Source organism: Pseudoalteromonas sp. SA25 (assembly GCF_011378705.1).
GTDB lineage: Bacteria > Pseudomonadota > Gammaproteobacteria > Enterobacterales > Alteromonadaceae > Pseudoalteromonas > Pseudoalteromonas arctica.
Genome location: NZ_WTKV01000024.1, coordinates 17,493 through 42,884, shown reverse-complemented (window position 1 = coordinate 42,884; position 25,392 = coordinate 17,493). Strand labels below are relative to the sequence as shown.

The 25,392-nt window shown below is 39.5% G+C and carries 27 protein-coding genes; 5 read left to right on the top strand and 22 right to left on the bottom strand.

Annotated features, from left to right (window positions below):
- Positions 1 to 15: 15 nt before the first annotated feature.
- From GQR45_RS17350 to bioH, 3 genes are all read right to left on the bottom strand, one after another.
- Entirely contained in the window at positions 16 to 870 is an 855-nt protein-coding gene (locus GQR45_RS17350) for a putative metalloprotease CJM1_0395 family protein (RefSeq protein WP_007584974.1), read from the bottom strand.
- A gap of 4 nt (positions 871 to 874) precedes the next feature.
- Complete coding sequence (locus GQR45_RS17345; RefSeq protein WP_007584971.1) at positions 875 to 1,183, bottom strand: hypothetical protein; 309 nt, start codon at positions 1,181 to 1,183, stop codon at positions 875 to 877.
- 90 nt (positions 1,184 to 1,273) lie between these two features.
- Entirely contained in the window at positions 1,274 to 2,011 is a 738-nt protein-coding gene (bioH, locus tag GQR45_RS17340) for a pimeloyl-ACP methyl ester esterase BioH (protein WP_010554945.1), read from the bottom strand.
- Between the two features lie 74 nt (positions 2,012 to 2,085).
- Here bioH and GQR45_RS17335 point away from each other — a divergent pair, with 74 nt between their 5' ends.
- A complete protein-coding gene (locus tag GQR45_RS17335; RefSeq protein WP_165726596.1) occupies positions 2,086 to 2,763 on the top strand; it encodes a ComF family protein in 678 nt (225 codons plus the stop codon).
- Between the two features lie 224 nt (positions 2,764 to 2,987).
- Here the strand turns inward: GQR45_RS17335 and GQR45_RS17330 are convergent, their stop codons facing one another.
- A complete protein-coding gene (locus GQR45_RS17330; RefSeq protein ID WP_165726595.1) occupies positions 2,988 to 5,537 on the bottom strand; it encodes a M14 family zinc carboxypeptidase in 2,550 nt (849 codons plus the stop codon).
- Between the two features lie 146 nt (positions 5,538 to 5,683).
- Here GQR45_RS17330 and nfuA point away from each other — a divergent pair, with 146 nt between their 5' ends.
- Both nfuA and GQR45_RS17320 read left to right on the top strand, forming a co-directional pair.
- Positions 5,684 to 6,259, top strand: coding sequence for a Fe-S biogenesis protein NfuA (nfuA, locus tag GQR45_RS17325; protein WP_007584966.1), 576 nt, complete (start codon positions 5,684 to 5,686; stop codon positions 6,257 to 6,259).
- A 9-nt stretch (positions 6,260 to 6,268) separates the two neighbouring features.
- Entirely contained in the window at positions 6,269 to 6,538 is a 270-nt protein-coding gene (locus GQR45_RS17320; protein WP_165726594.1) for a hypothetical protein, read from the top strand.
- A gap of 14 nt (positions 6,539 to 6,552) precedes the next feature.
- Here GQR45_RS17320 and GQR45_RS17315 read toward each other — a convergent pair whose 3' ends face one another.
- Positions 6,553 to 7,824, bottom strand: a complete 1,272-nt coding sequence (locus GQR45_RS17315; RefSeq protein ID WP_165726593.1) for an MATE family efflux transporter — start codon at positions 7,822 to 7,824, stop codon at positions 6,553 to 6,555.
- A gap of 42 nt (positions 7,825 to 7,866) precedes the next feature.
- On the opposite strand from GQR45_RS17315, the gene GQR45_RS17310 reads away from it, so the two are divergent.
- Positions 7,867 to 8,904 (top strand): polysaccharide deacetylase family protein, encoded by a 1,038-nt coding sequence (locus GQR45_RS17310; protein ID WP_165726592.1) that lies wholly within the window; start codon positions 7,867 to 7,869, stop codon positions 8,902 to 8,904.
- Here GQR45_RS17310 and GQR45_RS17305 read toward each other — a convergent pair.
- From GQR45_RS17305 to GQR45_RS17245, 13 genes are all read right to left on the bottom strand, one after another.
- On the bottom strand, positions 8,894 to 9,925 hold the full coding sequence (locus tag GQR45_RS17305) for a chemotaxis response regulator protein-glutamate methylesterase (RefSeq protein WP_165726591.1): 1,032 nt from the start codon (positions 9,923 to 9,925) through the stop codon (positions 8,894 to 8,896). The genes GQR45_RS17310 and GQR45_RS17305 overlap by 11 nt on opposite strands.
- Positions 9,926 to 9,933: 8 nt before the next feature.
- On the bottom strand, positions 9,934 to 10,551 hold the full coding sequence (gene cheD / locus GQR45_RS17300) for a chemoreceptor glutamine deamidase CheD (RefSeq protein ID WP_007584962.1): 618 nt from the start codon (positions 10,549 to 10,551) through the stop codon (positions 9,934 to 9,936).
- The gene (locus tag GQR45_RS17295; RefSeq protein ID WP_024591684.1) at positions 10,535 to 11,365 is read right to left on the bottom strand and encodes a protein-glutamate O-methyltransferase CheR; all 831 of its coding nucleotides are present in this window, start codon (positions 11,363 to 11,365) and stop codon (positions 10,535 to 10,537) included. Before GQR45_RS17295 ends, cheD begins: the two co-directional genes overlap by 17 nt.
- 79 nt (positions 11,366 to 11,444) lie before the next feature.
- Positions 11,445 to 13,751, bottom strand: a complete 2,307-nt coding sequence (locus GQR45_RS17290; RefSeq protein ID WP_165726590.1) for a methyl-accepting chemotaxis protein — start codon at positions 13,749 to 13,751, stop codon at positions 11,445 to 11,447.
- A gap of 45 nt (positions 13,752 to 13,796) precedes the next feature.
- Entirely contained in the window at positions 13,797 to 14,282 is a 486-nt protein-coding gene (locus tag GQR45_RS17285; RefSeq protein ID WP_007584959.1) for a chemotaxis protein CheW, read from the bottom strand.
- Complete coding sequence (locus tag GQR45_RS17280; protein ID WP_165726589.1) at positions 14,279 to 16,369, bottom strand: chemotaxis protein CheA; 2,091 nt, start codon at positions 16,367 to 16,369, stop codon at positions 14,279 to 14,281. The genes GQR45_RS17285 and GQR45_RS17280 overlap by 4 nt, the downstream gene beginning before the upstream one ends.
- A 10-nt stretch (positions 16,370 to 16,379) precedes the next feature.
- Positions 16,380 to 16,742, bottom strand: a complete 363-nt coding sequence (locus tag GQR45_RS17275) for a response regulator (RefSeq protein ID WP_007584956.1) — start codon at positions 16,740 to 16,742, stop codon at positions 16,380 to 16,382.
- 8 nt (positions 16,743 to 16,750) lie between these two features.
- Positions 16,751 to 17,023: an STAS domain-containing protein gene (locus GQR45_RS17270; protein ID WP_165726588.1), complete on the bottom strand. Its 273-nt coding sequence runs from the start codon at positions 17,021 to 17,023 to the stop codon at positions 16,751 to 16,753.
- 152 nt (positions 17,024 to 17,175) lie between these two features.
- Positions 17,176 to 17,793, bottom strand: coding sequence for an SCO family protein (locus GQR45_RS17265; RefSeq protein WP_165726587.1), 618 nt, complete (start codon positions 17,791 to 17,793; stop codon positions 17,176 to 17,178).
- Positions 17,790 to 18,719, bottom strand: coding sequence for a heme o synthase (gene cyoE, locus GQR45_RS17260; RefSeq protein WP_002959598.1), 930 nt, complete (start codon positions 18,717 to 18,719; stop codon positions 17,790 to 17,792). The genes GQR45_RS17265 and cyoE overlap by 4 nt, the downstream gene beginning before the upstream one ends.
- Before the next feature lie 12 nt (positions 18,720 to 18,731).
- Positions 18,732 to 19,721, bottom strand: a complete 990-nt coding sequence (locus GQR45_RS17255) for a COX15/CtaA family protein (RefSeq protein ID WP_165726586.1) — start codon at positions 19,719 to 19,721, stop codon at positions 18,732 to 18,734.
- 28 nt (positions 19,722 to 19,749) lie between these two features.
- Positions 19,750 to 20,244, bottom strand: a complete 495-nt coding sequence (locus GQR45_RS17250) for a hypothetical protein (protein ID WP_007584950.1) — start codon at positions 20,242 to 20,244, stop codon at positions 19,750 to 19,752.
- Positions 20,234 to 20,974: an SURF1 family protein gene (locus GQR45_RS17245; RefSeq protein ID WP_165726585.1), complete on the bottom strand. Its 741-nt coding sequence runs from the start codon at positions 20,972 to 20,974 to the stop codon at positions 20,234 to 20,236. Before GQR45_RS17245 ends, GQR45_RS17250 begins: the two co-directional genes overlap by 11 nt.
- Before the next feature lie 14 nt (positions 20,975 to 20,988).
- On the opposite strand from GQR45_RS17245, the gene GQR45_RS21590 reads away from it, so the two are divergent.
- A complete protein-coding gene (locus tag GQR45_RS21590; RefSeq protein WP_076915320.1) occupies positions 20,989 to 21,297 on the top strand; it encodes a DUF2909 family protein in 309 nt (102 codons plus the stop codon).
- Here GQR45_RS21590 and GQR45_RS17235 read toward each other — a convergent pair.
- The 4 genes from GQR45_RS17235 to coxB are packed head-to-tail and all read right to left on the bottom strand — an operon-like array spanning position 21,200 to position 25,375.
- Positions 21,200 to 22,075, bottom strand: a complete 876-nt coding sequence (locus tag GQR45_RS17235; RefSeq protein WP_002959610.1) for a cytochrome c oxidase subunit 3 — start codon at positions 22,073 to 22,075, stop codon at positions 21,200 to 21,202. The genes GQR45_RS21590 and GQR45_RS17235 overlap by 98 nt on opposite strands.
- 35 nt (positions 22,076 to 22,110) lie before the next feature.
- Entirely contained in the window at positions 22,111 to 22,641 is a 531-nt protein-coding gene (locus GQR45_RS17230) for a cytochrome c oxidase assembly protein (RefSeq protein WP_002959612.1), read from the bottom strand.
- Positions 22,641 to 24,233, bottom strand: coding sequence for a cytochrome c oxidase subunit I (gene ctaD, locus GQR45_RS17225; RefSeq protein WP_007584944.1), 1,593 nt, complete (start codon positions 24,231 to 24,233; stop codon positions 22,641 to 22,643). Before ctaD ends, GQR45_RS17230 begins: the two co-directional genes overlap by 1 nt.
- Entirely contained in the window at positions 24,233 to 25,375 is a 1,143-nt protein-coding gene (gene coxB / locus GQR45_RS17220; protein WP_024594300.1) for a cytochrome c oxidase subunit II, read from the bottom strand. The genes ctaD and coxB overlap by 1 nt, the downstream gene beginning before the upstream one ends.
- Positions 25,376 to 25,392: the final 17 nt, after the last annotated feature.

Sequence of the window (25,392 nt, the reverse complement as noted above, 5' to 3'; positions counted from 1 at the left end):
TGTTTTGCTAAATTATTAACTTAACGCTGAAAAACTACTTTGGCTCGCTGGCGATGTAGCCATTTGATAAAAGTTAGCAATACGCCCCGCCCGTGCCTCAACATCGGCATCACGTGTTTGCTCATCACTTTTAGCTGTTTTTGTATCGTTGCTTTCATCGCTAGAGAATGAAGCTTCAAGCTTACTTTTTGCGTCTTCGTCGTCTTCTTTTTCAGGTTGTGCAAGCTCAGCTTGAGCCGCTGCTAGCTTTTGCGTAGCATCTGCGGCAATAGAGCGATCAGCTCCCGAAGGCTCTGCAGGCGCTAATGCGGCAGCGCGTACCGTTTGCATTTTGTCTATAGTCGCTTGCGGGTCACCCGGAATTTCTGACACATCTATTTGTACTTCTCCGCCAACTGCGTAGTTAGTACCATCTGGGCCACGTTGATACTCATAGCTTGGCGAGCCAGCATGTTGCCCACCTACAGAAGCGTGCGCTTGCTCGTGTATTCGTACTTCAGTATCTCGTGCTTTTAGCTCTGTAATTTGTTGTTGTTCTTGTTCTAATTGCAGCTCTTCTTGCTCAGATTCTTTTTTCTCAATTGCTTCACTTTCTTCCTCAGAGCCCTCAGGGTTTTCTGAGTTTCCATCGCGCTGCTGAACTGACTTTTCGTCTGCTATTTTTCCCGTTGCGTTATACGTCGCACCATCGCTACTGCCTGGTAATTTTGCTTTTTCAGAATCACTTTGCGCTTTGGTTTCTGTATTGCTTGCGCTACTAGATGCGGGAGCAGGAATAACTTCGCGTAGTTGGTTGTCACGCCGTGCAGTTTCCGTATAAACATTTGCAGTGTTTATATTGATAGAAGGAAATGGCGTGACAATATTCATAATACTAAACTTTAATATCGATTAACGTGCCAAGTACATCATCGGCCGTTTGAATTGATTGCGTATTTGCCTTGGCATTAAACTCTTCAACTTTTAAGTTAACAAGTGCTTCATCAACACGAGCAGGCTGTGCTACAGGTGCAGTAATAGCTTCTTCAGGGCGTGCTGCTGTAAGCTGACGTTGCTGCGCTAATTGCGCGTCATCTTGCTGTTCTATACTGGCACGGTTAATCTCAGCACTGGCTTTTTCAATACCTTGGCTAGCTCGATTAAACCCTTCTACACCACTATTAAATACAGATCCGATTGGCATATTAAAACCTCCACCAAATAAACATTGTTTAATTATCGCTCAGGTTCTGCTCAAAATAAAGCTTTAAACAGCGCTATTCTTAGCTCTATTTTAAAGCATTGATTTAACGACAGATAAAAACTCACTTTTATGAGAAATAAACGGCGCGTGCGACGCTTTATCTAGCACTTCGTATTCAAACTCAGTATTTAGTACTGACATTTCACTAATTGCTTTATAAGGCACTAAGGCATCAAGTCGGCCAAATACTCCTTTGATAGGTACTGGGCAATGAGCAAATAAATCACGTAAATCGTCGTTTTGTAAAATATCTAAACCAGCGCTCAGGGCGTCGCTTTGTGGTGCGCTGTACTGATTTAGTAATTGTTTAAGCAGCTTTATATCATCACGCGCCGACTCGCTACCCATCGCTTGAATAGCTAAGAAGCGCTCTATTGTTTTTTCTCGATGATTAACTAACTGCTCTTTAAACTGCGCCAATACATTCGCTTTTATTCCGGGCCAATTATCTGCCTCCGCAAAAAAAGGAGTCGATGCAATTAAAATAACTTTTGATACTTTTTCAGGCCAATGCTTAGCAATATAAAGTGCAAATAATCCACCTAACGACCACCCCATTAAAATGGTCTTCGGCTTTAACTGCTTACTTAAAGTTTCTGCTGCATCATGCAAAGTATAAGGGCTTGGGCAAACATGGCTATTACCAAACCCAGGTAGGTCAAGGCTACGTACACTTCCTGAATATAAAAACTCAAGTTCTGGCTGTACTAACTGCCATACGCCCTGATTCATTCCCCAACCATGTAATAACACTAACTCATTTTGCATATTTGCCTAACCTTTACCAAACTTAGGCTCATCATAACGTTTAAAAAGGCGATTGCAATGCAAGGAGCGAGTCAGTGAAACAAGCCATTTTAAATTGGTTATTTCCCTCTTATTGCGTGCAATGTCAAAATACGATTACGACCTCTTTAGGGCTTTGTGATTATTGCCTTGAAGATTTACCATTGTTTGACTTTAGTAAGCATAAGAATTTACTGTATCGACCCGATATTGTTGAGATGTTTCCTAATTGCGAGTTTGATAAATTATTTGCCTGTGCTTTTTATCAACCTCCCTTTGAACATTGGCTTAAAAGGCTAAAATTTAATAATCAAATTCATTATAAAAAGGCATTGCAGCAAGTTATACAAAAACAATTAACGCAGTTTTTTGAGCAAAGCCCTACTTTGCCAGATACCTTTATTATTTTACCTCTTCATAAAAGCCGATTCATTACTCGCGGGTTTAATCAGGTAAGCCAAGTTTGGCAACCATGTTTAACTAATTACGCATCAGTGAGTAACGTACTTATTCGCAATAAAAACACACAAGCTCAGTCGGAGCTATCTAAAGCAAAGCGTATTAAAAACTTAAAAAATGCCTTTATTTGTACACAGGATATGGGCGGTAAAACAGTCGCTATTGTTGATGATGTGATGACGACAGGGGCAACATTAAACGCAGCTACTAGTGCACTAAAACAAGCAGGCGCTAAACAAGTGTGGGCTTTTACAACTTGCTTAACGCCTATTTAATTATTAAAAAGTATTATACCAATCCGCAATAATACTTAATCATTTTACGGGGCTAAACGTGTCGCTACCTGAGTTAAAAAATTTTCATTTACGACTGCATGGATGCAGAAGGTAGAGCAATGCAGGAGCAATTGCCGAGAACAACTAAATAGCGAATTTTTTGCCTAGCTATCAACACGTTTTTCCATCCTCAAAATAGATCACTTAATTTAAGCGAATTGGTATTATTCGCCATTTGCACGAAACGTATGGCCAAAAAATAAAGCGTTGCTTAGTAGTCGACTAGTCCCATACCAGTAACCTCTAAATACAGGGTCGTCGGTCATGCCTATTACTGTACCTCGTCCGTATGAGTGAGCAATTAAGCCTGCGCCGCCAGCAACTTGCTCAACATTAACGGCATCGGTAAAGCCTGCCAATAATGGATTTTTAGTGTAGGTAAGTACATTTACGAACGGAGCATCGGAAGCTTCTAGCAACCAAGTACTGTTTTTGAATACGGGCAATGTATTACGCTTAAGTGAAAATGTAAGCGGATGAGTTAAGTCTACATTAGTATTAAAAATAGCACCTGCAATGCGTTGACGTCCTGCTAAATGATCTTTATCGCCATAACTTAAACCTGTCGTTTTAAATGCACTTGCTACATCTTGTCGTGATAGATAGCTTGCTTTGAGTAATTGCTGATCAGCTAAAAATTTAGCGCCGCCTTTGTGACCCCAAATAACGCCGCCTTTTCTTACCCAGCTTTTAATAGCCACTTTGTCGGCATCAGATAAGCTATTGTAATTGCCATGAGCAAGCACAATATGGCTGTATTCACTTAACTCGAGTGAACTAAAGCGGTTCATTTCAACAATTGTTGGTGCAACACCTACAAATCGATCTAGGTAATACCACACTTCACCGACTTCGTACTGGCTTGCGCCTTGCCCGCCAATAAGCAGTACTTTTGGAGCACTAACAACCGCCATTGATCGCGACCCTAAATCGGCTCCTTTGCTTGTTAAACCTGATGTAATAGGTTTGATTGCAATACCAAACTCATTTTGTGCTTTATTTAGCAAGGTAATCCAATCTGTATTTGTTTGTAGTCCAGCCGGTATAATAATACTTCCAGGTTTAAAATTAATTTCTCCTGATGTTGATTTAGCCGTTAATGCTTTTAGCGCTACACGTGCTTTTATACCTTGCTGTAATAAGCTATTTAACATTTTAGGTGCTAAATAATCATCCCACGAAAAACCAAATGCGTAACCTTCGGTGAGTGAAGAAAATGATGGGGTTGCTACTTTTTCCCATGCTTTATCAGCAACTTTTAATCCCCAACTACTTTTAACTTTAGAAAATGGCAAATTAAACGCATGCGCTAATGTCCAGCCAGATACATCGTAAAAAGTATTATCGGCAAAGTTTTTTTGCTCACTAAAAATCGCTTTTACTAAACGATATTGTGGTTGTGCTAATGGTACAAAATAGCTATGTGTACTGAAATTCTTACCATCTGCTTTTAATGATTTAGTAAGTGGGTAAGCGTTAATTTGATGCTGCTTTAACAATTCTAAAAAGTGCATAATACGGGTGTTGTCGCTTGCACCTTCAACAACATAACCTTCAAAGCTTTCATCGCTGGCTAAATCTGTAGCTTGATTGTAAAACTTAGCCTGGTAATCAAGTAATGCTTGGCGGTTATCAACTGCTGCCTTAAAGGTAGATAAACTCGTTAACAGTTGATTTTTAATAGTGAAAGGAAAGCTCAAAGGTCCATTTATGGTGTCTTGAATATGTCCGCGAGAACTTGCTTGTTCAAATAAAATGCCTATGCCGCCATTTACATCGGGATAGGTTGAACCTTTACCGTAATAGAAGTCATCAAAGCTTTCTTCAGTAAAATAAAGTGCGTTGTTTTCATCTAACGTTTTTGCGTGATAGTTAGCAATCGCTTTAGTTAACGTTACATTTTCATCAGGTGTTATTGGGTGTTTACGGCTTGGAATACCTGGTTGAAAAAAGTAACTGCTATTAGGCCCCATTTCATGAAAATCGGTTAAGACATTTGGTTTCCACTGATGAAATTTAGCAATACGCGCGCGCGATTCAGGATGCTGTAGTAATAACCAGTCACGATTTAAATCAAACCAGTAGTGATTGGTACGACTACTTGGCCAGTTTTCAACATGTTCACGGGTTTTAGGGTCACTTGATAAGTTCATGCCTCGGTTACTGTTTGCCCAATTAGCAAAACGAGCAAGCCCGTCAGGATTAAGTGAAGGGTCGAGTAAAATAACCGTGTTATTTAATAGCTCATCTATTTCAGTACCTTGTGCAGCAGCTAAGTAATATGCCACCAGCAAAGATGAGTTACTACCTGATGACTCATTACCATGCACACTGTATCCCATCCATACAACAGCAGGGTCGCCTTGTGCTTTACCACTGTTATTACTTAAGCGTGCTAAGTGAGCTTGGCGTGTCTGCTCTATGCTTGATAACTTATCAGCAGCAGTAATTGTTAGCATTACTAACGGGCGTTGTTCATGCGTGCGGCCAATCACCTCAAAATTTATACGGTCGCTTTTATCAGCAAGTATTTCCATATAACGTACGAGCTGATCGTGTCTCACGTGCCACTCTCCTACTTCGTAACCGAGTACTTGCTCAGGAGTAGGAATTGAAGGGTCAAATTTTACATCTTGTTCAAAATAATACGAAAGTGGCTTAGCTACACTTGAAAAGCTAAGCAACACCACCATTAATGTTAATACCAAACGCATATAAATCACTCAAAAAATGTTCGTTGTTTGCACGCTACCATTGCTTAAAATAGATGCCAACTTTTTACGCTCAACACTAGCCGCAACACGATGAGCGGAGTATGATACGCAGTATCCGAGTAATTTAGTCAAGTATAGATGGTTTTATGATTTCTATTTCCGAAACAGCGCAAGCGCATTTTGCTAAACTATTAGCAGATCAATCACAACAAACCAATATTCGTGTGTTTGTTGTAAACCCTGGTTCATCACAAGCGGAATGTGGTGTGTCTTATTGTCCAGAAGACGCTGTAGAAGCGAGCGATATTCGCCTAAACTTTAACGGTTTTGATGCCGTTGTAGATGCTGAAAGTGCTCCATTTTTAGAAGAAGCTGAAATCGATTTTGTTACCGACAAAATGGGTACTCAGTTAACGCTAAAAGCACCAAATGCAAAGGCGCGTAAAATAGGTAACGATGCATCGTTAAACGAACGTGTACAGCACATGCTAGAAACCGAAGTAAATCCACAACTTGCTAACCACGGTGGTCAAGTAAGCCTTGTTGAAATTACAGCTGCAGGTATAGCTATACTTCAGTTTGGTGGTGGTTGTAACGGTTGTTCTATGATCGATGTAACGCTAAAAGAAGGCATTGAAAAAGAAATGATAGCTAAGTTTGAAGAAATCACCGGTGTTGCTGATATAACAGAGCACGAAGCGGGCGATCACTCTTACTATTAGGCCCTCTAAATGCTAAAGCAGCTTATTTATCGCTTAGGGAGCAACCCTAAGCTGAGCTTAAAGCGCTTTTTTCGCGGCTTAGCACTGTTTGTGCTAGCCGTGATATTCGTATCTATTGGGTATTACACTCACTACAGCTTACAAATAATTGGCGTTATAATTCTACTCCCCGCATTATTTTTTGCCGGTTGGGGCTACTGCGGTATTTTTGCTAATCGTTTTTCACAAGTTTTAAAAGATATGGGCCCTAAACACCACGACCCCGATCTCTGGAAATAAACCATTTATTTAGTTTAATCTAATAGCTGATTATTTATTTTTAAGTGGTGATATTTAATTATTAATGTAACCCCGCGCATTAACATAAAACAGCTCATAGCCAGCCATAACCCGTTATTTTGCAAGTCTATAAACACCCAAAACACACCAAAAAAGCCAACTCCAGCTGAAAGTATCATACTGTTACGCATGTTCTTTGCTCGCGTAAGCCCTACAAAAACACCATCAAACAAAAAGCAACTCATGGCCAAAATAGGCAACACTATTAGCCATGGTAAATAGTGTGTTGCCTCTTGAATAACCTCTGGCACATTGGTTAAAAGCTTGATTATACCGCTGCCGAATAATGCAAAAAAAGCGCTATATAAGACGCCAAAAAGCATGCCCCAAAATACACTTACTTTAACCCAAAGCTCTATATTTTTAACGCTTCCTTGGCCTTTAGCTTGCCCTACTTTTGCCTCAGACGCGTAAGCAACGCCATCAAGAGCAAAACTCACCAACATTAGAAAGTTAAGTAAAACAGCATTAGCAGCTAATGTGGTTTCGCCTATACGCGCTGCGTAAAACGTCATAAAACTAAAGCATAATTGCAGTATTAAAGAGCGAATAAATATATCTCTATTCAAACTCAATAATTCAGCCATTTTGCTAATACTCAACCAATTCGGTACATTTAGATCAATGTCTTGTTTTTTAGCTAGTTTAACCACTAAAAACAGTGCAAATACTAAAGCCGTATAATCAGCAATAAGTGAAGCCCACGCAGCGCCTGCAACTGCCCAATCTAAATAAACAACAAAATAAATATCGAGTACTATATTAACGATATTAGTGACGAGTAATAAATAAAATGGACCTCGACCATAATGCACACCAAGCATCCACCCCAGTAACACTAAATTACATAATGCTGCTGGAGCACTAAAAATACGAATGCTAAAATACTGATACGCTTGGGTAAGTACGTCGCTATTGGCGGCGGAGAGGTAAGCTATAGCGTGCTTTATTAATGGGGATAACACAATTAATAGCACGGCCACTGCGCTTGCAAGCAATAGGCTTCGTTTAAGTAAAGCGGCAAGTTGGGTTAAATCGTTTTTTCCGTATGCTTGTGCCACGAGTCCCGTGGTGCTCATTCTTAAAAAACCAGCAAGCCAAAATAAAATAGATATAACTGCAGAGCCAAGGGCAATACCCGCTAAGTAATGAGCGCTTCCTAAGTGCCCAATTACAGCAGTATCAACAATTCCTAACAACGGCACTGTGATATTTGATAGTATCATCGGACCCGCTAACAACAGCAAGCTTTTATGGTGTGCCTTATTATGTATAAGAAATTGTTTCATTTAGTATTATTTATCCTCATTAGTATATCTGTGCGGGCTCAAGCAGCCGTTATTTTACAGTATCATCATGTTAGTGAAACCCTACCCGCTGTAACAAGCGTTAGCGCCAATACATTCACTAAACATTTGAGCTATTTAAAAGAGCACAACTTTAACGTTATTCCTCTTAATGACTTAATAAACGCACTTCAGCAAGGTGAAACCTTACCTGATAAAACTGTCGCCATCACCTTTGATGATGGTTATAACAATAACTATGAACAAGCCGCGCCTATTTTAGAAAAGTTTGGCTACCCGTACACTATCTTTGTAAATCCTAAATTAATAGACGAGGGCATGAGCTACGTAATGGGGTGGGATAAGCTCAAAGAATTATCTAAAAAAGGGGCATTAATAGCCAATCATAGCGGACAACATGATTACTTACACCTTAAGCTTGAAAACGAAACCGATGCACAATGGCAATCACGTATTAAGCAAGATATTATTAGCTCTCAAAAGCGTATAAAAGAAGAAATAGGCCACGACTATAAATACTTAGCATACCCGTATGGTGAGTTTAATAACGAGCTGCAAGCACTTGTGACAGAGCTTGGTTTTGTGGGTATTGGTCAGCACTCCGGCGCTGTAAATAAAGACTCTAATTTTAGCCGCTTACCACGTTTTCCTGCATCAGGCTTTTACAGCAAACTAGAAACTCTTATTACTAAGCTTAACTCACGCGCGTTTAATATCACCAATTTAACTTATCAAGATAGCGTTACACAACAAAACCCACCCACGCTCACAATTGAATTTAAAATGGGTGACTTTCATAAAAGCCAATTTGCCTGTTACGTATCAAGCGTAGGCCAAGCAGATTTAAAGTGGGTAAATAAAAATACAGTCGAAATAACCTCACCAAAGGTGCTTAATAAAGGGCGATCTCGTTTTAATTGTACGGCCCCTTCTATTTCTAGCCCTGGTGATTATTTTTGGTTTTCGCAGCCTTGGGTAATTGAAGCGCCTAAACCTTAACTGCCTGATGTAATAGTCGCTGGGTTATTTTATCCAGCGCAACTATCTCGTCCGCTGCATTTAACTCAGCGGCAGCCTTAGGCATACCCCATACCACCGATGAGTACTCATCTTGAGCCAAGGTATACGCACCGTTTTGTTTTAGTGCAAGTAACCCTTTTGCGCCATCACTCCCCATCCCTGTTAGTATGGCTGCAACTACGTTTTTAGCTCCTGTCTCAACTAATGAGTTAAACAGCACATCTACCGCAGGTTTATGTCTGTTGACCGGCTCGCCATCATCAAGCTGGCAATACAAGCTAACACCTCGCTTTTTAATACTTAAATGAAAACCACCTGGTGCTATATAAGCCCAGCCAGTGCTAAGCTTATCGCCATGTTCAGCCTCTTTCACATTTATCGTGCATGTACGATTCATTCGCTCAGCAAATGAGGCGCTAAACACAGGAGGAATATGCTGAGTAATTACAATGGGCGGGCAATTTTGTGGCATTTTAATAAGTACTTCTTTGATAGCCTCAGTACCACCCGTTGAAGCACCTATCGCAATTACTTTATTAAGTGAAAATTGAGAATGGGTATTAATAGGCTCATTTGTGACGACCGTTTTTTTATAGCTTCTTACTCTTGCTCCAGCAGCTATTCGCACCTTTTGTTGAACAAGTGATGCATATTGGCTCAATTGCTCTCTTACGTTATTAGTAGGCTTAGCTATAAAATCAACAGCCCCTAATTCGAGTGCCTCGAGTGTAATAGGAGAGCCTTTTTGGGTCAGTGTTGAAATCATCACTACTGGCATTGGTCTTAATCGCATTAAGTTTTTTAAAAAACTAATGCCATCCATTTTTGGCATTTCTACGTCGAGCGTTAATATATCAGGATTTAACTTTTTTATCATTTCGCGAGCTTCGTAGGGATCCTCAGCGCTCCCCACTACCGTAATATCTTTAGCTTGCTGTAATATTTCAGTGAGTAAACGCCTAATTAAGGGGGAGTCGTCAATTATTAATACTTTAATCATGCATACTCCTAAAACAGCTCTATATCAGTTACTACTTCTTGCTTTTTAAGGTTTTGTAAGTAACGGACTTCGCGTTTTTCAATCGTATTATTATGTAGGTTTTTAAGTTTTTTCATATGAACTTTACCGGTGTTCGGATGAAAAAATATTTTTCGTGGCCATGGTCCACCCATATCGTGGGCAACTAGATTTAATGCCTCTTCTTTAATATACGCCGCTGCAAAACTAATATTACCCAGCCCTATATCAGTCATCGCACTAATAATTTTCCCCCCACCAAAAAGTTTTACTTTTAGGTTACGGCGAGACGCACCATTTTTTAAAACTTCGTTTATAAGATACTCCATAGCCCAATTGCCATACCGACAACTTAAACTATGCGCATTCTTAAGTTCTACTCCCTTTTGAATTGGTAACATAAAGTGATTCATGCCCCCAATCCCTAGTACTTCATCGTAAACACAAGCCGCAATACACGAACCCAGAACTGTAGAGATCAGCTCATTATTTTTAGAAACATAAAACTCACCCGGAAGCACTTTAGCAACAACGCTACCTCGGCCCGAGTCCCAATATCGTTTAATATGTTCAAAGTTAGGTAATACCGGCCTAAACTCTGCGTGCATTTTGTCCCTTTTGGTACATAGTTTTCCCTAAATTTTTAAATTGCGTATGCTCTTTTCCCATACTTTCTGAGTGACCTAAAAACAAATAACCTTGTTCATTTAATATATTGGCGTAACGCTTAAAAAGCTGATCTTTTGTTTCTTTATCAAAGTAAATAACAACATTACGACATAAAATAAGATCAAATGATCCTTTCATTGGCCAATCTTGCAATAAGTTTAAACGCTTGAATGAAATAGACTCTTTTAGCCTATCTTTAACTTTATAGTTTTCACCGTCTTTACTTTTTAAAAACCAACGCTTAAGTTGCACGTCATCTAAGCCGTTAACATTCGCTGCGGTGTAAATACCCTTTTGTGCTTTTGCCAATACATTAGAATCTAAATCGGTTGCTAGTATTTTTACATCCCAATTGCTCGGAAATGCATTATTTAAAGTCATCGCCAAACTGTAGGGTTCTTCTCCTGTTGAGCAACCTGCAGACCAGATTCTTACTCGCTTACTATTTTTATTTGCCTTTAAGAGAGCAGGTACAAGCTCAGATTTTATAAATTCAAAGTGGTGTATTTCACGAAAAAAAGACGTTAAGTTAGTTGTTATTGCATTAATAAAGGCATCAAACTCCTGATCTTTATGGCTATTTAAATACTCTAAATAGGCTTTAAAGTCAGTTAGTTTTCGCTCTCTAATACGTCTTGCTAAGCGTGAATAAACCATCTCTCGCTTATGCTCACCTAATACAATTCCACATGCGCTATAAACTAAACTGGCAATTTCTTTAAAGTCGCGGTCGGTACACAAAAACTCTTTCATTGTTCGCTCTCAATTTAGCCTGCCAAATAATACCTCGCTGTGATTATGTATTCAGCGAGGTATATAAGAAGATTGGTTGTTAAAATTCTTCCCATTCATCAGCAGAGTCTACAAAGTTATCGCCTCTGGGTTTATTACTTACAAAACTGCTTTGCGACTTATGAGATAATTTAGGTGTGCGCATAGTCGGCGAAATCATCGCCATCTCTTGCTGACCTATTGAGAAAAAGTTGAGTAGTTGGCGCATCTCATTAGCTTGCTCAGCCATAGACTCGCCAGCGGCAGAGGCTTGCTCTACTAAGGCGGCATTTTGTTGCGTCATTTCGTCCATTTGTGAGATAGCGGTATTAACTTGTTCAATACCCGCACTTTGTTCTTCAGATGCCTCTGTAATATCAGAAATCATTTGCGTCACTCTTTGTACCGATACAACAATCTCTTTAAGTGTAGCGCCCGACTCATTAACTAATTGAGAGCCATCAGCTACTTTGCCTACACTATCTCTTATTAACTCTTTAATTTCTTTCGCTGCGCCTGCAGAGCGCTGTGCTAAATTACGCACTTCACCTGCAACAACCGCAAAGCCTCGACCTTGTTCACCAGCCCTTGCAGCCTCTACTGCAGCATTAAGCGCTAATAAGTTAGTTTGAAATGCTATTTCGTCAATGACACCAATAATATCTGCAATTTTCTTGCTCGACTCATTAATTGCCGACATGCTCGTAACTGCTCTATTTACAACCTCACCACCTTGAATCGCCTTTTCGCATGTTTCTTCTGCTAAATCGTTTGCCACTTTTGCGTTATCAGCATTTTGGCGAACGGTGCTAGTCATCTCTTCCATGCTCGACGCTGTTTCTTCAAGTGACGAGGCTTGCTCTTCTGTACGTTGGCTTAAATCAGCATTACCTTGAGAGATTTCCTCTGCACCACTGGCTACAAGCGTTGCCGATGAATTAATGCGATTAATCACTTCCGTTAACTTATCTGCCGTAGCATTAGCATCGCGTTTGAGTTTATCAAATGAGCCTTTATATTCTTTTTCAACTCGTTTTGATAAATCACCATTTGCCATCGCATCGAGCATACTGCCCGTGTCAGCAACTGCATCATCAACTATTTTAACTAAGCTATTTAGCCCTTGAGCCAAACGTAAAAAGAATCCTTCCTTGCCTTCTTCCGCGACTCTTGTATCTAATTCGCCATTACCTGCAGCGCTAATAAGTTCGGCTATTTCTTTTTCAAGCGCAACCTCATTGGTCCTATCTTCCCACTCAACAATGGTGCCTAAATGCTTTCCATCTTGGCTAATCCAAGGTGAAGCAATTAAGGTGAAAGTGACACCTGCTAAAAGTAATTCGGCTTTATGAGGCTTATCGAGATTTTTTAATAAATCGCGCTGATGATTAGGGTGCTTATGAAAATCATCAACACAGGTGCCAATTAAATTATCAACAGAAAAGCTTGGTAATACAGTTTGTAATTCTTTTTCGCGGACTTTTAGCATTTGCTGAACACGATCGTTCACAAATACTATATTAAGGTCTTCATCAGCAATCATTACGTTCGCTTGGCAAACTTTAAGCGCATTTGCTAAATCGGCTGCTTTACGAGATGCTTTTTCAAGCTCTTTTTGTTCAGTAATATCAGATGCGTATTTAATCACTTTAAACGGCTTGCCGTTCATATCATAAATTGGGTTATAAGATGCTTGAATCCAAACCTCCTGACCCTGCTTCCCTATTCTTAAATATTCCCCTGAATCAAATTCACCGCGACCTAGTTTGGCCCAAAACTCTTTATATTCGATACTATTTGCATGTTCGGGTTCAATAAAAAGCCTATGGTGCTGACCTTTGATCTCGCTAAGTTGATAACCAAGTGCATTTAAAAAGTTATCATTGGCATCAATAATAGTGCCATCTAAATTAAACTCGATAACCGCTTGAGATTTACTTATAGCACTAATTTGCCCTGAAGCTTCTGCTGCTATTAACTTTTGCTCGGTCACGTCGGTGGCAAACTTAACTACTTTTAATACTTGCCCTTGCTCATCAACAATTGGGTTATAAGTTGCTTGGATCCATACCTCAGCTCCACCTTTTGCATTACGCTTAAACTCATCTGAGATAAACTCGCCATTACGCAGGCGTTGCCAAAAGTTCTTATAATCGTTGCCCTGAGCTTCATCTGGGTCAACAAACATAGAGTGATGCTGGCCTTGAACCTCTTCAAGGCGATAGTCCATCGCGTTTAGAAAATTCATATTTGCAGTAATTATTTTTCCGTTAGGTTCAAACTCAATCACCGCTAATGATTTATTCAATGCGTCTACAATTAAATCATTACTTGATTTTGACTGCTTTGGATTACTAAACCATCCCATGCTCATCACCACCTTTAAGTTTATTATTCATTTAGTTTCTGTTTGCTAAATATTCATTGTTTTTTGCAGGTCAATTAGCGCTACCATTTTTTCACCAACATTCACCAACCCAGCTACATATTCACAATTATTCGATTCAGATAAACTAGGAACCGCTTTCGCATCTTGCTCCGCAATACTGTAAACATCAGAAACGGCATCAACAGCAACACCTATAATTTTACTACCTAGTTCAAATTCTATTTTGACAACGATAACCACCGTTAATGGCCCATAGTCGACACTTGGTAATCCAAAGCGCAACCGTAAATCAATAATTGGCACTATTGTTCCACGTAAATTAATAACGCCTTTTACAAATTCAGGCGCATTGGGCAATACTGTAATTTCTTCCCAACTGCGAATTTCTTGTACTGTTAAAATATCAACGCCGTATTCTTCATCAGCCATAATAAAAGTTAAAAACTGTTTTACACCTTGCTGTTGCTGAAGATTTAATTGATTACTTAACTGGCTTTGCTCTGAGCTCATAACGCCTCCAAAGTGGCTTGCGTTTCAATAGTTAGTTCTTGGCTACCTGGTTTTTTTAAACCTGAGAGCTTTATTAAGCCGCTAATGTCCACAATCAGCGATACACGCCCATCGCCTAAGATAGTGGCTCCCGATACGCCATCAACTTTATGATAGTTAGCCTCTAAACTTTTAATAACAACCTGTTGTTGAGACAGTAAATCATCAACTAATAAACCCACCTTTTGGTTATCTGTTTCTACAACAACAAGCAGCGTTTTATCGAGTGATTCAATGGCATTTTTATGATTAAAAATATCGTAGAGCCTTAAAATAGGAATGTATTCGTCCCGAAGCCTCAATACATCAAGGTTTTTACCCACTCGACTCACTTTAGCAATATCAATTTGCAGTGACTCCACAATAGAAATGAGCGGGATAATATAAGTATGCTGAGCCACCTTAACTAATTGCCCATCTAAAATAGCGAGAGTAAGTGGTAATCTAATAGTAAACGTAGAACCAACACCGGGCGCTGAGGTTACTTCCACTGAGCCATTTAATGATTGAATATTTCGCTTAACTACATCCATCCCAACTCCACGACCAGATAAGTCACTTACCTCATCCACTGTCGAAAAGCCGGGCATAAAAATAAGCTCATTTATTTCATCGTCACTGAGATGGTTATCAGCTGAGATTAATTCGTTAGCGATGGCTTTTTCTTTTATTTTTTTTGTATTTAACCCCTGCCCATCATCCATTATTTCAATAACAATGTTTCCACCCTGATGAAACGCATTTAAGGTTACTGTGCCAACGGGATCTTTACCTGCCGCCAGTCTTTGCTCAACAGTCTCTAATCCATGATCAAGTGAGTTCCTCACTAAATGCACCATAGGATCGGATATTTTTTCCATTACTGTTTTATCAAGCTCGGTTTGCTCTCCAATCAGCTTTAGCTCAACTTGCTTATTTAGTTTTTGCGCTATATCTCGCACTAATCGAGGAAAACGACTAAATACAAAGTTTATTGGCAGCATACGAATGCGCATCACATTTTCTTGTAAATCACGCGTATTATGGGCAAGTTGCGCTAGGCCTTCCTGTAGTAAAGTAATTGTGGCTGGTGTGATTTCTTGTTCGCTGAGTTGATTTAGCATAGCTTGTGTAATAACAAGTTCGCCAACCATGTTTATTAACGAATCAACTTTATCAATACCAACTCGAATGGAGGTAGACTCTGGTGTACTTGCAGGTTTTTTATCTTTATTAGCAGCGGGTTGCTTTGGCTTACTAGGTAGCTCAGCTACTTTTATTAAATCGGATGTTTCAAGCTCAACAGCTTTAGATATCTCACCTTGATTAGGTTGTATTTGCTCATCATTGCCAAATAAGCCTCCGCATAATTCAATTTTTATGTCGGCATCGTCTTCTACCCATTCAAATACTTCTTTTATGGCTTTTTCATCATGGCTAGTATCTAAAAAAAAGCGCCAATGTAAAAAGCATTCATCACTGCTCAAATCTGTAATTTCTGGAACTTCATCGTAAAATACTGTGGTTTCTAACTCACCTAGCTCTTCAAGCTCACTGATCATATACAGTGGCTCGTTTCCTGTTTTAAATAAATGATGATGAGGTTTAAAGTCTATTTGATAGGTGTTACTACTTGTTTGCTCGTCAAAGCTTTGAGGTTTATTTCCTTGTGTTTCGTTTTTCATTCCAAGTACACGTTCAAATTGTACTTTTAACGAATCTGCCTCGGTTAAATCTGGCTCTTGCTCACCTTGAAGTGCAGCAAGTAAAGCACGCAAGCAATCCACAGCTTTGAGTAATAAATTGACATGCTCGGTACTAAGCTCTCGTTCACCTTGGCGAATTTGATCCAGTAGTGTTTCAAGTACATGAGTAAAGTCAGCAACGGAGCTAAAGCCAAAAGTGCCACTGCCTCCTTTTATTGAGTGAGCAGCTCTAAAAATAGTGTTGATAGTTTCTAAATCTTCCTCACCTGGCACTAAGTTTAATAGCTCAGCCTCCATGGTATCTAGGCCTTCAAAACTCTCTTCAAAGAAAACTTCAAAAAATTGACTTAAATCTATACTCACACTGCGCTCCTTAGCGAATAACTTTTTTAATTACCGCTAGTAGCTGATCGGGATTAAATGGTTTTACAATCCAGCCTGTTGCACCAGCAGCTTTACCCTCTATCTTTTTTTCTAAGCCCGACTCTGTAGTAAGCATTAGTAATGGTGTAAATTTATAACTCGGTAAAGTACGCAGCTCTCGTATTAATGTAATTCCATCCATTATTGGCATGTTTACATCTGAGATCACGGCATCAAAATCTTGTTGCTTGGCAATAGCGAGAGCTTCACTGCCATCTTTAGCTTCGGTTACATCAAACCCGGCCGTTTTTAATGTAAAGCTCACCATTTGACGCATCGATGCTGAATCATCAACCGCTAAAATTCTTTTCATATATACCCCTAACTTTTACTTTCGGTTGTTAAGTATTGGCTTAAGCCAAGTTTATTAATTGTATGCGTTAAGGCCTCGCTACTGCCTACCCATATTATTTTGTGCTGTATAGTAAGTAGGTGTTTTTGTAAGGCGCATAAAAGTTGAATTGAGGCAGTATCAGCAGAAATCACATCGTTAATATCAAGACAGATATCATCGTTGCTATTGAGTTCGTGTAGTAAGTCTTGATGTAGTGTTTCAACTTGCGTAATAGCAAGTTCGCTCGGAAATTTTAGCATTTAGTAAGTGCATTCCCTGTCAATTCAATTCATAACAAAAGCTTAGCCCTAGTTATTAAAATTGCCATAAAATGCTTAATTAAATTTAACCTGTCGTTAAAATACAAAAAAAGGAGCCTAAAGCTCCTTTAAAATTGGTAAAAAGTAAAAAACTAGTTTTTATAGTAATCAGCTATTTTTTTAAACTCTTGCGTTAAAGTCGCCGCATTAATTAATGGCACACTACCTTGTTTAAATTCTGGTTTAAAAATAGCTCTAACGGCTCCATTTTGATCAACCATAGCGACCGAGGCACTATGATCAACAGCATATTCTGATTCACTACTATCGCTAATGGCGTAAATTAAACCAAGCTCTCGAACAACAGGAAAAAGGTGTTTATGTTCCCCTGATACAGCTAAAAAGTCTGGGTTAAAGTAATCTATATATTGCTTTCGTTTAGCTGGTGTATCGCGTTTTGGATCAACCGATAAAAACCAAATTTGCAGCGGATAATCTGCTTGTAAGTTTTTATAAACAGCATTTAACTTAGCAAGTGTTAATGGACAAATATCTGGACAGCTTGTATAGCCTAAAAATACTAAATTCCACTGTCCTACAAATTGTTGCTTAGTCACTAATTCACCGCGCTGATCGTTTAGCGTAAAATCAGACAGTGGCTTTGCATTTTCGTAAACTAATGCATCGACATCTGGTGGACTATTTTCATTTGAACATGCTGATAAAAACGAAACTAAAATAACAATTAATCCAAGCCATAACTGCTTCATAAAGGGAGCCATTTATCTATAAATAAGATTACAAAGAGTACCATTAAATGAATAATCGAAAAACGAAATAAGTCCATTGCAGTCTCATCATTTCCAGCAATTTTTAAATTGACCGCCTTATATATAAACACGGCATTTAATACACATGCACCTATCAAATAGATTAATCCAGACATACCGATTAAATAAGGTAATACGCAAACAACAGCGAGTAAAACAGAGTAAGCAACGACGCACGTTTTACAAAAATCGATACCATGGGTTACTGGTAACATAGGGATTTTAGCGCGTTCATAATCACTTTTTCGTGCTATAGCCAGCGCCCAAAAGTGTGGTGGGGTCCAGGTAAATATTATCATTACGAGTAACCAAGGGGCTGCTGCCATTTGGTTTGTTTCTGACACCCAACCTAATAATGGAGGCATTGCGCCAGCCAACCCACCTATAACAATATTTTGCGGCGTTGCACGCTTTAAAAATGATGTATAAACAAATGCATAACCTACCAATGCAAATAACGTTAATATAGCGGTTAAGGTATTAGCCCACACCATCAGCATAATAAAACCCGCAACCCCAATAACAGCTGCAAAACTAAGCGCATGTGTTTTACTTAAACGCCCTTTAGCCACAGGGCGATGACGAGTCCGCGCCATTTTTGAGTCTATCTCGCTATCAACCACATGATTAATAACCGCTGCAGCAGCAGAAAGTAGCCCTATACCTAACAAGCTAATAAACTGTACGACCATACCGCGCCCTACATCGGGAGCCAGCGCTAAACCAACCCAAGCTGTTAGCACCAGCATAGCTACCACTTTAAATTTACTAATTGCTAAGTAGTCTTGCAGCAAACTATGTGTACGCGAAATTAGCGATTGAGTATTAACGGGTAGCAGTATTTTTTTATCAATTATAAGTGCCATCATATTTCCCCTTTATGTGCGTAATTTTAGGTAATAACACAACCTAACCATGCTTAATAACAGTATGGCTGCCATCAAGTTATGCGCCAGTGCAACTCCCAACGGAATATGCCAATGTACTAAAATAAGCCCTAAGCTAATTTGGCAAAGCAGAACAAGTAATACACTCACAACGCAATTTTTAATTTTTTTAGAGTACGCTTGGCTGTATATTTTCCACATAATTAACGCCAGAACAATGCAAGTAACGAGTGCCCAAATGCGATGTAATAAATGAATAGACATACGCGCTTGCTGCGATAACACACCAAACTCATAATTACTGTGCTCAAGTGGTAATTGAAATACGCTACTCAATGAAAACGGTTGTGCGTAATTACACAATGGCAAACCACTACAATGTGGAGCGGCGTAATTTGCAGCCAGCCAACCACCAAGTGCAATTTGGATAATTAATACACTGAGCGCTACTAAACTTAAACCGAAATAGCGTTTTGCGCCGCTATCGCCACCCATAATAGGTTTTGCGGTTAGCCGTAAATATAAAAGCGTTATAAGTGACAAAATACTAAAGCCACCTAATAAGTGGCCCATTACAATAAGCGGCTGAAGGTTCATGGTTACTGTCCACATACCAAGAGCAGCCTGAAACACCACTAGTAGAAGTAAAGCCAAAGGCAATTTAACTGGCGTAGTTGGATATTGGCGTTTTAAAAAAGCCAACACAAATAAACCTAAAATAAGTAAGCCTAAAGCACCTGCAAAGTAGCGATGAATCATTTCTTTCCACGCTTTTGCGGTTTCGAACATCATATCGGGGTAGCTTTGAGTTGCTAAGGCTATGTCAGCCTCATGCTTAGGTACCGTTAAAAAGCCATAACAACCAGGCCAATCGGGGCACCCTAAACCTGCATCACTTAAGCGGGTGTACGCACCTAAAGCAACTACAATCAAAGCGAGTAATCCTGTTATTAATACTAAGTTTTTATAATTTTTATACATCAGATACTCCAACTTAAGCTCAACTTAGTTAGCTAGAACGAGAATAGTTAAGTAATTTTTTTAGATCTTTTAATAACCCTTTTTGTACTAAACGGTTTTCTTGTGGCTCGACCTTAAAGGGATATTCAAGTACCACTAACCCCATATGATCAATTAAATACAAACTTGCAGGATTTAAACTCTGTTGCTCGGTAATAATTTTCCATGGTAGGTTTTTATTGTCGGGACTTCCCATTACAGCCATATCAACCTTGCCTTGGTTTTTACCAAGTGCCACATATAAATTATTAAGTGCATTGAGTTGTTCGCTGCATGGGGTGTTACATTCGTTTGAATAATTAAGTGCGATAGTCCATTGCTTGGGATTATTTTGCGGCCAATTTTTAAGTTTTATTTCTTGGCTTAAAAACTCGCCATTATTAGTAATTGCAGTAGGCAACCAATCAAACTTTAATGCGCCATATGCCAAAATTAATGGGATAGCGCAGCAGCCCACAAACAACACAAGGGGATTATTTTTCATTAAGTGTCCTTTTTTTACTCGCAAAAATAGCCACAACAGCACATGCAACAGCAATTAAAAACCATTGCACAGCGTAGGCATTATGCTTTTGAGGGCTCATAACAACTGCCTCATAATGAGGTGTTGCAATCTCATCACCAGTACCTTGTCTGTAAGCCATAAAATTAATTAATGATTGCTGGCCTTGAGTGCTCAGCATATTCAAGTCGATAGATTGGATTCTTGTAGGTAAGTCATTATTTGTAGTTTTATCTTCAAGCGTAAAGCTACTTAAGTTATTTTCTTTTATTTGCGCTTTAAGAATAAAAACACCTGTAGGCAGAGTAACCTTTGGCAGTGTATCTCTAGATATAGGCGCTTTTACCCATCCTAAATTAACTAAAATCACTTTTTCTTCGCTGTCTGGCTTTAGTAAAGCAAGTAAATCGTACCCTACTTGCCCGTTATAAACTTGATTATCTAAAAGCCAATATTGGCTTTGTACAAACCGCCCTTTTAACTCAACCAATACACCTGTTTTGTTCCAGCTATCAGGCAGGTTAAGTAATTGAGACCAGCTCACCACACCCCGATTCTGTTGCTTAGCAATAGCGGTTAGTTGCTGCTGTTTTTGCTCACCCCGCTCCAACTGCCAAAATCCTAATCGCACACACACAAGTACAACAACCACAACCATACAAAGTGTGATTAGTGAACTAAGCTTTTGTTTGTGCCATAAAACTAACTGCATAAAGGGTCAACTCAGTGATTATTAAAATTATTATCGTACTGTTGTTAATATTTATACTTTTTAACTTATTTAGAGCATTGTTTATTATGGTGTCAGGGAAAACAGGGGGACGACCTATGTCTCACTTTTTAGGTCGTCGCGTATTGTTTTCGGTCGTTGTTTTAGTTGTTGTTATTGCAGCGCTTAAACTTGGTTTTATTAAAGCAAATAATTCGCCAATAAACGCTACAGCACATATACAAATACAAACAAACACAGCCACACCACATCAACAAAGTGCCAATACCAAGCAGCTGCTTGAAAAGCAAAGTGCTTATCTTTAGTAAAGTGCCCTTTTAATATCCGTAAAAATATTACAAATAAAAGTACGGTTCCTAACGTTACATGCATGCCATGAAAACCAGTCAATAAAAAGAACGTATTACCGTAAATGCCCGCATCTAGCGTTAGGTTAAGGTCATTATATGCATGCATGTACTCCTCAACTTGCAGCCCTAAAAAGCAAACGCCCAATAAAATAGTAGCGCCTAAAAAAACTTTAAGTGGAGTTCGTTTATTGTTTTCCATCGCTACATGGGCAAAATGTAAAGTAACTGAGGAAGTAAGCAGTATTAAGGTATTTATAAGCGGTAAGCCTTGCCAGCCCATAGCTTGAGTAGTTTCGCCAGCAGGTGTTGAAACTAGCGGCCAAACAGCTTCAAAAGTAGGCCATAATACCTCGTTAGTCATTGCATTATTGCCTGCGCCTCCAAGCCAAGGTACCGACAATACGCGTGCATAAAAAAGCGCACCAAAAAAGGCCATAAAAAACATAACTTCAGAAAAAATAAACCAGCTCATACCTTGTCTAAAAGAGCGATCCATTTGTGCTGAGTACAAACCTTGGTCCGATTCACTAATTACATTTTTAAACCAGCTAAACAACATATACACAAGTACAGCAATACCGGCATAAAGCAGATAAACCCCGCTACCACCTTCTTTACCTACACTCATAACAGTCAAGCCTGCCCCTACTGCAATAAAAAACAATGCAACAGCACCTACAATAGGCCATGGGCTTTGCTCAGGTACGTAATAATGCTCATATTCTTGATTCATTTTATTTACTCCTAGTTTCACACTAGTTTAAAAAGCTAGTTGTTACTTGCCACCAGCTGTTCACTAATATCAAATACGGTATAAGATAAAGTTAATTCTTCAATATCGCTCGGCAGTGCGGTATCAACATAAAAAAGTAATTTAAATTCAAGTTCTTCCCCTGCTTTTAGAGGTTGCTGATCAAAGCAAAAACAGGCTATTTTGTGTAAATACTTTGCCGCTTTACCTGGCGAGACTGATGGTACAGCCTGCATTACTTTATCTAGGTTGCTGTTATTTTTAGCACTAAACATTACTTCACGCATTGCACCGGGTTTTACCACTACACTGTATTCTTTTGATTTAACTTCAAACGGTGCACCACTTTGTGCGTGAGTAGTAAAGCTAACGCCGACTTCTCGGTTTTGTACTATTTGTGTACTTTGCTCTGCTTGCTCAAGCGAAGGTTTTCCATTAAGCCCTGTTACATCACAAAACACGTCATACAAAGGTACTAAAGCAAAGGCAAAGGCAAACATGCCTATGCAAATAAGTACCAAACGTTTGAGTAGCGGTGCGTGTGTCATTACTTAATTACCGGCGGCGTAGAAAAAGTATGATATGGCGCTGGAGAGTCAACTTCCCACTCAAGCCCTTCTGCCCCTTCCCATACTTTTGCAGGCACTTTATCACCGCCACGCGCGCATTTAATTACCACAGCTACAAACAACAATTGCGATAAACCAAAGGCAAATCCACCAATACTTATGATTGCGTTAAAGTCGGCAAATTGAAGTGCATAATCGGGAATTCGACGCGGCATACCGGCAAGCCCTACAAAATGCATAGGAAAAAACAATACGTTCACACTCACCAGCGATAGCCAAAAATGCCATTTAGCTAGCGTGATATTAAACATATTGCCCGTCCACTTGGGCAGCCAGTAATAAGCCCCTGCCATTATCGAAAATACAGCCCCTGTTACTAATACATAATGAAAATGCGCCACTACAAAATAAGTATCGTGGTACTGAAAGTCAGCAGGTGTAATTGCCAGCATCAAACCCGAAAAGCCACCTAAGGTAAACAGCACAATAAACGCAATACTAAAAAGCATTGGCACTTCAAAAGTTATTGAGCCTTTCCACATTGTGGCAACCCAATTAAATACTTTTACTCCTGTAGGTACCGATATAAGCATGGTCGCGTACATAAAAAACAACTCGCCAGCGACCGGCATCCCAGTGGTAAACATATGATGAGCCCATACAATAAAGCTCAATAGTGCTATGGAGGATGTGGCGTATACCATTGAGGCATAGCCAAAAAGTTTTTTACGAGAAAAGGTAGGTACTATTGTAGATATAATGCCAAAGGCAGGAAGAATCATTATGTATACTTCGGGATGACCAAAAAACCAAAAAATGTGTTGGAACATCACCGGGTCGCCACCGCCTGCGGCATCAAAAAAGCTGGTCGCAAAATACTTATCGGTAAGTACCATAGTGACAGCCCCTGCAAGCACTGGCATTACCGCTATTAATAAAAAGGCAGTAATTAACCACGTCCATACAAATAAGGGCAACTTCATCCATGTCATGCCTGGGGCACGTAAGTTCACTATGGTTACAATCACATTGATTGCGCCCATTATTGAACTAATCCCCATAATATGTACGGCAAATACAAACAATGCAGTATTATCATTACTGTATGTTGTAGACAGTGGTGCATAAAAAGTCCAACCAAATGCAGGACCCCCACCAGGCATAAATAACGATGCCAATAGGATTAAAAACGCAAACGGTAAAATCCAAAAGCTCCAGTTATTCATTCTTGGCAATGCCATATCTGGCGCGCCAATCATGAGTGGTATCATCCAGTTAGCAAGGCCTGTAAAGGCCGGCATAACCGCACCAAACACCATAATTAAACCATGCACTGTGGTCATTTGATTAAAAAAGTGAGGATCGACCAACTGTAAACCTGGTTGAAATAATTCAGCTCTGATCACCATGGCCATTCCACCACCAATTAAGAACATGGTCAGCGAAAAAATTAAATATAAACTACCTATATCTTTATGATTAGTTGTGTAAAGCCAGCGTTTAAAACCCTTAGCTGGGTGATGAGCATGATGAGCTTCATTGGCGTTAGGTTGTTCTACTATGCTACTCATTAGTTCGCCTCCACTTTGGCATCAAGTGCTGCCTGTATTTGACTCGGTTGAATAACATCACCCGTATCATTACCCCACGCATTACGCTTATAAGTAATAACCGCAGCTAATTGCTTTATAGATAACTGCTTGGCAAAAGCTTGCATTGCCGTACCAGGTCGTCCATGGATAACTACATCAATGTGATCTTTTATATCGCCAAGCACTATAGGGCTGCCTTTAAGTGCAGGAAATACACCCGGTAATCCCATGCCAGTAGGTTGATGACATGCAGCACAATTAGCCATATATACTTGTTCTCCTAAAGTCATTAACTCTTCTTTTGGGAGGGTTTTATCAAGTAATGCGGCATCTGCTAATGCTGCTTTTTGTTTAGCCTGCTTTGCATCTGCAAGCCATGTTTTAAAATCAGCCTCAGATTTAGCGACCACCACAACGGGCATAAAGCCATGATCTTTACCACACAACTCAGCACATTGGCCTCGGTAAGTACCTTCTTCGTTTATGTTCGTCCATGTTTCGTTTATAAAGCCGGGATTCGCATCTTTTTTAACTGCAAAATCAGGTACCCACCAAGAGTGAATAACATCATCAGAAGTCATTAAAAATCGTACTTTTTGATTTATTGGCAGTACGAGAGGTTTATCAACCTCAAGTAAGTAGTTAGGATTTTTATCTGCAAGATTCGCTATTTCATCTTGCGGGGTAGATAAAATAGAGTAAAACTCTACATCTTCACCCATATATTCATAATGCCATTTCCATTGCGAGCCTGTAATTTTAATAGTGAGATCAGCTTTGCTGGCATCTTCCATTGCAATTAGGGTTTTAGTGGCTGGTACTGCCATAGCAATTAAAATAACAAACGGGATTGCAGTCCAAAGTATTTCTACTTTAGTGCTTTCGTGAAATTGGGCAGGTACAGCCCCTTTAGATTTGCGGTGATGAATAAGTGCCCAAAACATAATTGCGAACACTATCACCCCAATCACACAACATATTATAAATATGGTCATGTGCAGCTGATATACATTATTGCTTATATCGGTTACGCCTTTGCGCATATTGTATTGGCTGTTAGCCAAAACTGGGTGCGAAAAAACACATAATATAAGCCACAAGGTAGAGGTCAGTTTACCCATGTGACGGCTCCTTTGAT

What these genes read in the sequence shown, in the direction of transcription:
- GQR45_RS17255 (WP_165726586.1), bottom strand. Translation starts at nt 19,721, where the DNA reads ATGTATAAAAATTATAAAAACTTAGTATTAATAACAGGATTACTCGCT.
- GQR45_RS17310 (WP_165726592.1), top strand. Translation starts at nt 7,867, where the DNA reads ATGTATAAGAAATTGTTTCATTTAGTATTATTTATCCTCATTAGTATA.
- GQR45_RS17345 (WP_007584971.1), bottom strand. Translation starts at nt 1,183, where the DNA reads ATGCCAATCGGATCTGTATTTAATAGTGGTGTAGAAGGGTTTAATCGA.
- GQR45_RS17330 (WP_165726595.1), bottom strand. Translation starts at nt 5,537, where the DNA reads ATGCGTTTGGTATTAACATTAATGGTGGTGTTGCTTAGCTTTTCAAGT.
- GQR45_RS17270 (WP_165726588.1), bottom strand. Translation starts at nt 17,023, where the DNA reads ATGCTAAAATTTCCGAGCGAACTTGCTATTACGCAAGTTGAAACACTA.
- GQR45_RS17275 (WP_007584956.1), bottom strand. Translation starts at nt 16,742, where the DNA reads ATGAAAAGAATTTTAGCGGTTGATGATTCAGCATCGATGCGTCAAATG.
- cyoE (WP_002959598.1), bottom strand. Translation starts at nt 18,719, where the DNA reads ATGGCACTTATAATTGATAAAAAAATACTGCTACCCGTTAATACTCAA.
- GQR45_RS17250 (WP_007584950.1), bottom strand. Translation starts at nt 20,244, where the DNA reads ATGAAAAATAATCCCCTTGTGTTGTTTGTGGGCTGCTGCGCTATCCCA.
- GQR45_RS17305 (WP_165726591.1), bottom strand. Translation starts at nt 9,925, where the DNA reads ATGATTAAAGTATTAATAATTGACGACTCCCCCTTAATTAGGCGTTTA.
- GQR45_RS17350 (WP_007584974.1), bottom strand. Translation starts at nt 870, where the DNA reads ATGAATATTGTCACGCCATTTCCTTCTATCAATATAAACACTGCAAAT.
- GQR45_RS17320 (WP_165726594.1), top strand. Translation starts at nt 6,269, where the DNA reads ATGCTAAAGCAGCTTATTTATCGCTTAGGGAGCAACCCTAAGCTGAGC.
- GQR45_RS17285 (WP_007584959.1), bottom strand. Translation starts at nt 14,282, where the DNA reads ATGAGCTCAGAGCAAAGCCAGTTAAGTAATCAATTAAATCTTCAGCAA.
- coxB (WP_024594300.1), bottom strand. Translation starts at nt 25,375, where the DNA reads ATGGGTAAACTGACCTCTACCTTGTGGCTTATATTATGTGTTTTTTCG.
- GQR45_RS17235 (WP_002959610.1), bottom strand. Translation starts at nt 22,075, where the DNA reads ATGAATCAAGAATATGAGCATTATTACGTACCTGAGCAAAGCCCATGG.
- GQR45_RS17290 (WP_165726590.1), bottom strand. Translation starts at nt 13,751, where the DNA reads ATGGGATGGTTTAGTAATCCAAAGCAGTCAAAATCAAGTAATGATTTA.
- GQR45_RS17295 (WP_024591684.1), bottom strand. Translation starts at nt 11,365, where the DNA reads ATGAAAGAGTTTTTGTGTACCGACCGCGACTTTAAAGAAATTGCCAGT.
- bioH (WP_010554945.1), bottom strand. Translation starts at nt 2,011, where the DNA reads ATGCAAAATGAGTTAGTGTTATTACATGGTTGGGGAATGAATCAGGGC.
- GQR45_RS17265 (WP_165726587.1), bottom strand. Translation starts at nt 17,793, where the DNA reads ATGAAGCAGTTATGGCTTGGATTAATTGTTATTTTAGTTTCGTTTTTA.
- nfuA (WP_007584966.1), top strand. Translation starts at nt 5,684, where the DNA reads ATGATTTCTATTTCCGAAACAGCGCAAGCGCATTTTGCTAAACTATTA.
- GQR45_RS17230 (WP_002959612.1), bottom strand. Translation starts at nt 22,641, where the DNA reads ATGACACACGCACCGCTACTCAAACGTTTGGTACTTATTTGCATAGGC.
- GQR45_RS17245 (WP_165726585.1), bottom strand. Translation starts at nt 20,974, where the DNA reads ATGCAGTTAGTTTTATGGCACAAACAAAAGCTTAGTTCACTAATCACA.
- cheD (WP_007584962.1), bottom strand. Translation starts at nt 10,551, where the DNA reads ATGCACGCAGAGTTTAGGCCGGTATTACCTAACTTTGAACATATTAAA.
- GQR45_RS17315 (WP_165726593.1), bottom strand. Translation starts at nt 7,824, where the DNA reads ATGATACTATCAAATATCACAGTGCCGTTGTTAGGAATTGTTGATACT.
- ctaD (WP_007584944.1), bottom strand. Translation starts at nt 24,233, where the DNA reads ATGAGTAGCATAGTAGAACAACCTAACGCCAATGAAGCTCATCATGCT.